The following is a 7,712-nucleotide window of genomic DNA, read 5'->3' as shown; positions in this document are numbered from 1 at the left end:
CTGATCCCCGGTTCGCGTCACGTTGACGGCCGCAGCGGTCTGTCCGTTGCGCTTGGCGTTCTCGATCGCCGAGCCGACCTGGCCGCGATCGGAGCCGACCGCGCTCGACGCGCCGTCGACGACCATCTCCGGCGTGTAGGAACCGTCGCCGAAGCGGCGGCCGTAGACGGCCTGCCGATCTGTCGCCGATTCCATCGAGAACGGGTCCTTCCAGCCGAGACGATCCCAATAGGTGACATGGAAAGCGAGCGCGAGCACGTCGCGGCGCTGCTTGACCATTTCATTCAGATAGGCGTTGGCGGGCGGGCAGGACGAGCAGCCCTGCGAGGTGAAGAGTTCGACGACCACAGGCCGCTCGGCAGCGTTGGCCGCGACAGGCGAGAGGCTGGCGATCAATCCGAGCGGCAGGACAAGTACCGCCGATCTGAAGTCCCTGCACCACGAGCGGCGAATTCGATCAGGGACTTCAGATCGATAAAGCGGTACTTGAAATAATAAGTTTGCTAGTGCCCATAATTTTCCGAAGTTCGCGAAGGCGGGTGCGGCGATGGAATACGAACTTCGGAAAGTGGGCACTGGGCGCGAGAACATGATGATCCTCCTTGAGTGAGTTCGTCACCCATTTCGCCCCAATGGGCTACCTTGTTACGCGCGGCGGCCTTCACTTTTCTGAAATCCGCTGAAAATACACCCTGCAATGGCGGTCGCGCGATATCGCCGTCGAGCGTGGGCTGAACGCGAAGAGGAGCCGCCGCCCTCCAAAATGGAAACCGAGGGTTTCGTCGACCGGTCTAGCCGCGGGTCCGGCTGATCATTATCTCGACCAGCAGATTTCCCCGTCGAGATTGGACCGATGACCAAAGCCTTTGAATTTGGACTGGATACGTTTGGCGATGTCACACGCGGCGCTGACGGCGCACTGTTGCCGCACGCGCAGGTGATCCGTAACGTCATTGAGGAAGCTGTGCTCGCCGACAAGCTCGGCATTCACTTCATCGGGCTTGGCGAGCATCACCGTGCCGATTTCGCGATCTCGGCACCTGAAGTCGTGCTGGCGGCAATTGCCGCGCGCACCGAACGTATCAGGCTCGGCTCGGCCGTCACGGTCTTGAGCTCGGACGATCCGATCCGCGTGTTCCAGCGGTTTTCGGCCGTCGACGCGGCCTCGAACGGCCGCGCCGAGGTGATCCTGGGCCGCGGCTCGTTCACCGAATCTTTCCCGCTATTCGGGTTCGACCTCAAGCAATACGAAACGCTGTTCGAGGAGAAGCTCGATCTGTTCGCTGCACTTCTGAAACAAGAGCCGGTGACGTGGCAGGGCCACCTGCGCCCGCCGTTGAAGGATCAACTGGTCTATCCGCCGATCGAGCACGGCCCGCTCAAGACTTGGATCGGCGTCGGCGGAAGTCCTGAGTCCGTGGTGCGCGCGGCGCACTACGATCTGCCGCTGATGCTTGCCATCATCGGCGGCGACCCCTCGCGCTTTAAACCCTATGTCGATCTCTATCACCGCGCGCTGAACCAGTTCGGCCGGACGGCCAAACCGATCGGCGTGCATTCGCCCGGCTATGTCGCCGCAACCGACGAACAGGCGCGCGAGGAGCTGTGGCCGGACTACAAGGCGATGCGAGATCGCATCGGCAAGGAACGCGGCTGGCCGCCGATGGGCCGCGACGAATTCGTGCGCGAGGCCGGGCACGGCTCGCTCTATGTCGGCTCGCCGGAGACCGTGGCGCGCAAGCTGACTGCGACGATCAAGGCGCTCGGGATCCAGCGCTTTCATCTGAAATATTCCGCAGGTCCCCTGCCGCACGAGAAGCTGATGAAGAGCATCGAGCTCTACGGCACCAAGGTCATCCCGCTCGTCAACGACATGCTGGCTTGATCGGTGATGAGTTGGGTGCGGCTGTCCGACCGGACGGCCGGGTCCAGGTTGGAGCGGGCGAAGGGAATCGAACCCTCGTATGCAGCTTGGGAAGCTGCCGTTCTACCATTGAACTACGCCCGCGATGGCCAGCACATTGCGGCATTCGCCCATAAACAGCAAGGCCGCCAAGCAGTATGGTGCGCTCGACGGCCTTACCAGGTTGTCCCGGACGGGGGAGTCCGGTGCGGCACCCTCTAGCAAAGCGCCGGTAACGCCAGAACTGAATAATAGTTGATGGGCGCGTGCACGCCGCTCACGCGCGGGCGACATGCATGCGGCTCTCACGCACCGCGATCCGGTCGCCTCCAAGCGCACACTTTGCCGCTCACGGCCCTGTCCTCGCTTACGACCGTGAGACCACCCGCCTTTTTAACCGAACCTTCATTTTTCAGATGCGGTCAATTGTGACGGTGTTATGATGCTTTCGGGGACGGAAAGCATGTTGGGGCGGGCGTACAGCATTTTCGACTCGGCCATTGGCCGATGCGCGGTCGTCTGGAGCGAGGCCGGAATCGTCGGCGTCCAGCTTCCCGAGGCGCGCGAGATCGACACCAGGCGGCGGCTGTTTCAGCTCTATCCCGAGGCGCGCGAAACCAAGCCGGCGCCGAATTCCGAAGCCGCCATCGAGGGCATGGTCGCCCTGCTGCACGGCGATGCGGCCGATTTCTCCGACGTGACGCTCGACATGCGCGGCGTCCACGGCTTCGACCAGCGCGTCTACCAGATCACGCAACGGGTGCTGCGCGGCGAAACCGTGACCTATGCCGATATCGCCGCCCGGCTCGGCTCGCCCAGCGCCTTACGTTCGGTGGCCCAGGCACTCGGCCGTAATCCCTTTGTCATCATTGTTCCCTGCCACCGCGTGCTGGAGGCCGGCGGCTATGCCGACCGGATGTCACCCCATGCCGGGCTGATTTCCAAACGGCGCCTGCTGTCGATCGAGGGCGCGGTCAGTTCCACCAGCAAGACGCTGCTGGACGTGCTGCTGCCGGTTGCCCCGCCACGGCTGCCTCACTAAATTTCCTCTTGATGATCAGGACGACCCTGCTGAAGCACCGCTCGATCTCGGTGACGGATTTCCGCTGCACGGCGGGTCCGGGCGCGAAGCCGTTTGCGGAACAGTTTGAGTGTCACTCGGTCTCTTACGTACGCAAGGGCAGCTTCGGCTGCCAGTCCCGCGGACGGAGCTTTGAACTGGTGACGGGATCGGTGCTGGTCGGCTTTCCGGGCGACGAATATGTCTGCACCCATGAGCACATCTGCGGCGACGAATGCCTGTCGTTTTTCCTGGAGTCCGAACTGGTCGAGACCATCGGCAGCCGGCGCGAGGCGTGGCAGGTCGGCGCTGCGCCGCCGCTCCCCGAACTGATGGTACTCGGCGAGCTGGCGCAGGCCGCCGCGGATGGACGCAGCGATATCGGCCTGGACGAGATCGGATATCTGTTTGCCAGCCGTTTCGTCGATGCGATCTCGGATCGCGCGCGCAAATCTGTCGACGTCACGGCCCGCGACCGGCGGCGGGCGGTCGAAACTGCCGCCTGGATCGAGGCCCATTCACACCTGCCGATCGATCTGGATGCTGCCGCGGGCCAAGCCGGCGTCAGCCCGTTCCACTTCCTGCGCCTGTTTTCCAAGGTGCTCGGCGTCACCCCGCACCAATACCTCGTGCGCTCGCGGCTGCGCCAGGCAGCGCGGCTGTTGATCGAGGAAGAGATCGCGATCACCGACATCGCCTATGACGTCGGGTTCGGCGATCTCTCCAATTTCGTACGCACCTTCCACCGCGCCGCCGGTGTCTCGCCGGGCGCGTTCCGCGAGGCTTCCCGGGGAACGGCCAAGGCAAAACGCAAGATTCTCCAAGCGGGCAGCGCGCTGAACTGACTAGCGTCGTCGCCATTCCCCGCGGGCTCAAAGCCCACGCACGAATGGAGACGACCATGTACGATCACGTCGGAATCAGAGTCAGCAATCTCGAGGCTAGTGTTCGTTTCTATACGGCGGCGCTCGCCCCGCTTGGCTATGTCCTGTGTACGAAGGACGCAAGCGGCGCCGGATTTGGGCCGAAGGGCGTGCCGGCGCTGTGGCTGCACCTGCAGGAGGGCAAGACCGGCACCGGCGCGCACATCGCGTTCAAAGCTTCCAATCATGAGGCGATCGGCAAATTCCATGGCGAAGGCCTCAAGGCCGGCGGTCGCGACAATGGGGCGCCGGGTCCGCGCAAGGATTACAGCCCGACCTACTTTGCCGCGTTCCTGATCGACCCCGACGGCAACAATGTCGAAGCCGTGTGCACATAGGATGTCACGTCATTCCCGGATGGTGCGTGGCACCAGACCAGGAATCGCGGGATTCCGGGTTCGCTCGCTTCGCTCACGCCCCGGAATGACAACCAATGAGGATCTAACATGGCTTCGATCTACAAGGACATCTCCATCCACGCGCCTTCCGGCGTCGTTTGGGACGCAGTGCGCGATTTCGGTGCCGTGCATCAGCGGTTGAACCCAGGCTTCGTCACCGACTGCCGCCTCGATGGCAATGCGCGCATCGTGACCTTCCACAACGGCAATGTGGTGCGCGAGGACTTCGTCGATTGCGACGATGCGCGGCGGCGCATCGCCTATGCCATCGTCGGCCGCGAGCGCATCAACCACTATAACGGGTCGGTGCAAGTGCTCGACGACGGCGATGGGCGCAGCCGGATCATCTGGATCGTCGACGTGCTGCCGAACGAGCTCGCGTCCTATATTTCCGAGCAGATGGACCTCGCTGCCGTGGCGATGCAGAAGACGCTTGGAGGCCCGTGAGCCCTCAGCCTCGTTCGATCGCGGCGGAAAGCGCCGCGCGGCTTGGCACGGCCGGTCGCGGCGACGGCCCCCACCGGGTCAGGAACACGCTCAACGCTGACGATACGCCAAGCAGGACCATCGAGGCGGCGGCGAGGATGAAGAAGTCCGATGCGGCGGCGTGACGCGCCGTCAGCCACGCGCCGCCGGCAGCGATGAACGCCAGCCGCGCGGTCTGCGACAGCACCGGCCCCAGCATCTTGGCGGCGCCTTGCGAGGAAAAATACATCGACATCGCAAGGCCCATGAAAGCGTACATCGGCGCCGCGATCGACAGATATCGCCGGCCGGCGGCGCGCACGCCGGGATCGCCGGTGAAGATATCGACCCAAATGTCGGGGAAGACCGCAATGACGGTCGCGATCAGACCGACCGCGACGAACGAAACCACGCCGGCGGTCAAAGCGATCTTCCGGGCGCGTGCAATCTTTTCCGCACCGATCGCCATGCCAACCATCGGGACCGAGGCGATGCCGACGGAGAAAGCAAGCGAGGTCAGCATGAACTCGAGCCGGGCGCCAATGCCATAGCCGGCGAGGACTTCGGTGCCGAAGACGGCGAGCAGATGCGTAAAGACGCTGATGGTCAGCACCGATTGCAGCGGCGAGAAGCACGAGATGAGGCCGACCTTGAGAATGTCGGCAAGCATCGTCCATTGCACGTGCAGGCCGACGATTTTCGGCACGACCCGCGCGCGACCCGAAAACAGGTACCAGGCCATCACGGCAATGCTGACCGAGAAGGCGATCAGCGCGCCGGCCGCAACGCCGCGCATGCCGAATTGCGGGATCGGTCCAAAGCCGAGGCCGAGCGCGCCGCCGCAGACGATCTGAAGCACCGCCGCGCAGAGAATCATCATCGACGGCAACTTCATGTTGCCGGTGCCGCGCAAAATTCCCGCCATCGAATTCATGACCCACGGCAACACCGCGCCGCTGAAGAACACCTGCATGTAGGCGATCGCATGGGCGAGCACACCGCCGCGGCCGCCTAGCAATTGCAGAAGCATCGGGCCAAAAATCAGGATGCCGACCGTAAAGCTCAGCCCGAAGACAAAACCGATCAGGAGCGCGTGAGAAGCCAGCGTCGAGGCACGATCATGGTCACCGCTGCCGAGCGCGCGGGCAATCGCCGACGCCACGCCGCCGCCCATCGCGCCGCCTGACATCGTCATGGTCAGGATCACAAACGGAAACACCAGCGCCATCGCCGCCAGCGGCTCGACCCCGATCCGGCCGATATAGGAGGTCTCGGCAATCACGACGCAAGTCCCGGCGCTGAGCGCAACGACATTGGGCCAGGCCAGACGCAGCAGCGTGCGCAGGATCGGCGCATCGATCAGCGCATTTTTCGGCGGGAGAGACGCACCGTCGGAACCGGCGATGGCGGCGTCGCTGATTTCGGACATTTCCTCTCCCGGCCTGTCGGTAACCGACTTCTGCTTTTCTCGTTACGCATTGGCACGGCACGATGCCAGAGCCGGCGGCGCATGGGCCGACTGCTCAAATCGCCGTTATTCCGCGGCGGCGAAGGAAGCGGCGCATTTCGTGGTATATCCTGACCGGCGCCGGATTGCATGATGCGCCGCAGGCGGGGGCACGATGCGCAGATCTCCTTGTCGAAATCGTCGGCTTGCAGCCGTCGCTTTGGGCCTGGCTGTATCGCTTGCCGGCTGCAACGAGCCGGAAACCGCGACGGTCGGGCAGACCTTCGGCCCGACGCCCACACTGGTTGCGCCCGAGAAATCGCTGGTGCCGACTGTCAATGTCGCCAAGGCCGTGGGCTGGCCGGCCGGCGCCAAGCCGGTCGCCGCCGATGGACTGTCCGTCAATGCCTTTGCGAGCGGGCTCGACCATCCCCGCACGCTGCATGTCCTGCCGAACGGCGACGTGCTGGTCGCCGAAACCAACGCGCCGGAGCGCCCCGAGGAGACTAGGGGCATCAAGGGCTGGATTACGAAGATCGTGCTCAGCCGCGCCGGCGCCGACACGCGACCTGCCAACCGTATCACGTTGCTCCGCGACGCTGATGGCGACGGCATCGCCGAAACCAGGTCAGTCTTTCTCGAAGGGCTGAATTCGCCGTTCGGCATGACGCTGGTCGGCGACAACTTCTATGTCGCCAATTCCGATGCCATCGTAAAATTTCCCTACCGCCCCGGCGACACGAAAATCACCGCGCCCGCAACCAAGCTGGCGGACCTGCCGGCAGGCCCGCTCAACCATCACTGGACCAAGGATCTTGTCGCTTCGCCTGAGGGGACGAAGCTCTACGTAACGGTCGGCTCCAACAGCAACATCGGCGAAAACGGCATGGAGGCCGAGACCAACCGCGCCGCCGTGCTCGAAGTCGATCGCTCGAGCGGCAAATGGCGTGTCTTCGCCTCCGGCATCCGCAACCCGAACGGGCCGGCCTGGCAGCCGCAAAGCCGCGCGCTGTGGGTTGTCGTCAATGAGCGCGATGAGCTCGGCAACGATCTCGTGCCCGACTATATGACCTCGGTGAAGGACGGCGGATTTTACGGCTGGCCGTACAGCTATTACGGCCAGCATGTCGACGAGCGCGTGCAGCCGCAGCGGCCGGATCTGGTCGCGAAGGCGATTGCGCCGGATTACGCGCTCGGCGCGCTTACGGCTTCGCTGGGCCTGGCGTTCAACACCGGCACGTTGTTTTCGCCCGAGATGGCGAACGGCGCCTTTGTCGGCCAGCACGGCTCGTGGAATCGCAAGCCGCGCTCCGGCTACAAGGTGATCTTCGTCCCGTTCACGAACGGCATGCCGTCAGGCCAGCCGCGCGACGTCCTCACCGGCTTTCTTGATGCGGACGGGCAAGCGCAGGGACGCCCCGTGGGAGTGGCCATCGACAAGCGCGGCGCCTTGCTGGTGGCAGATGATGTCGGCAACACGATCTGGCGCGTCACGCCGGCGAAGCGCTAAACGGAG

At 64.0% G+C, this 7,712-nt stretch carries 8 protein-coding genes and 1 tRNA gene; 6 read left to right on the top strand and 3 right to left on the bottom strand.

Features of this window, described 5'->3' with window-relative positions; genetic code table 11:
• Positions 1–408 (bottom strand): DUF1223 domain-containing protein (locus VFL62_RS25645; protein ID WP_414644845.1); only part of this gene is annotated, 408 nt, incomplete at its 3' end.
• A gap of 445 nt (positions 409–853) precedes the next feature.
• On the opposite strand from VFL62_RS25645, the gene VFL62_RS25640 reads away from it, so the two are divergent.
• Positions 854–1,885 (top strand): LLM class flavin-dependent oxidoreductase, encoded by a 1,032-nt coding sequence (locus tag VFL62_RS25640; RefSeq protein WP_325175189.1) that lies wholly within the window; start codon positions 854–856, stop codon positions 1,883–1,885.
• A 49-nt stretch (positions 1,886–1,934) separates the two neighbouring features.
• Here VFL62_RS25640 and VFL62_RS25635 read toward each other — a convergent pair.
• Positions 1,935–2,008 (bottom strand) — tRNA-Gly (locus tag VFL62_RS25635).
• 358 nt (positions 2,009–2,366) lie between these two features.
• Between VFL62_RS25635 and VFL62_RS25630 the strand changes: the two genes are divergently transcribed.
• The 4 genes from VFL62_RS25630 to VFL62_RS25615 all read left to right on the top strand — a co-directional run bounded on the left by VFL62_RS25630 (position 2,367) and on the right by VFL62_RS25615 (position 4,731).
• The gene (locus VFL62_RS25630) at positions 2,367–2,945 is read left to right on the top strand and encodes a methylated-DNA--[protein]-cysteine S-methyltransferase (RefSeq protein ID WP_325175188.1); all 579 of its coding nucleotides are present in this window, start codon (positions 2,367–2,369) and stop codon (positions 2,943–2,945) included.
• Positions 2,946–2,956: 11 nt separating this feature from the next.
• Positions 2,957–3,808: an AraC family transcriptional regulator gene (locus VFL62_RS25625; protein ID WP_325175187.1), complete on the top strand. Its 852-nt coding sequence runs from the start codon at positions 2,957–2,959 to the stop codon at positions 3,806–3,808.
• A 56-nt stretch (positions 3,809–3,864) separates the two neighbouring features.
• A complete protein-coding gene (locus VFL62_RS25620) occupies positions 3,865–4,224 on the top strand; it encodes a VOC family protein (protein WP_325175186.1) in 360 nt (119 codons plus the stop codon).
• Positions 4,225–4,332: 108 nt separating this feature from the next.
• The gene (locus VFL62_RS25615; protein WP_325175185.1) at positions 4,333–4,731 is read left to right on the top strand and encodes an SRPBCC family protein; all 399 of its coding nucleotides are present in this window, start codon (positions 4,333–4,335) and stop codon (positions 4,729–4,731) included.
• A 4-nt stretch (positions 4,732–4,735) separates the two neighbouring features.
• Here VFL62_RS25615 and VFL62_RS25610 read toward each other — a convergent pair whose 3' ends face one another.
• Complete coding sequence (locus tag VFL62_RS25610) at positions 4,736–6,178, bottom strand: MATE family efflux transporter (RefSeq protein WP_325175184.1); 1,443 nt, start codon at positions 6,176–6,178, stop codon at positions 4,736–4,738.
• Positions 6,179–6,371: 193 nt separating this feature from the next.
• Between VFL62_RS25610 and VFL62_RS25605 the strand changes: the two genes are divergently transcribed.
• On the top strand, positions 6,372–7,706 hold the full coding sequence (locus tag VFL62_RS25605; RefSeq protein WP_325175183.1) for a sorbosone dehydrogenase family protein: 1,335 nt from the start codon (positions 6,372–6,374) through the stop codon (positions 7,704–7,706).
• Positions 7,707–7,712: the final 6 nt, after the last annotated feature.

This window comes from Bradyrhizobium sp. (assembly GCF_035701725.1).
GTDB lineage: Bacteria > Pseudomonadota > Alphaproteobacteria > Rhizobiales > Xanthobacteraceae > Bradyrhizobium.
The sequence above is the reverse complement of the archived record's forward strand: the minus strand, read 5'-3'. Positions and strand labels throughout refer to the sequence as shown.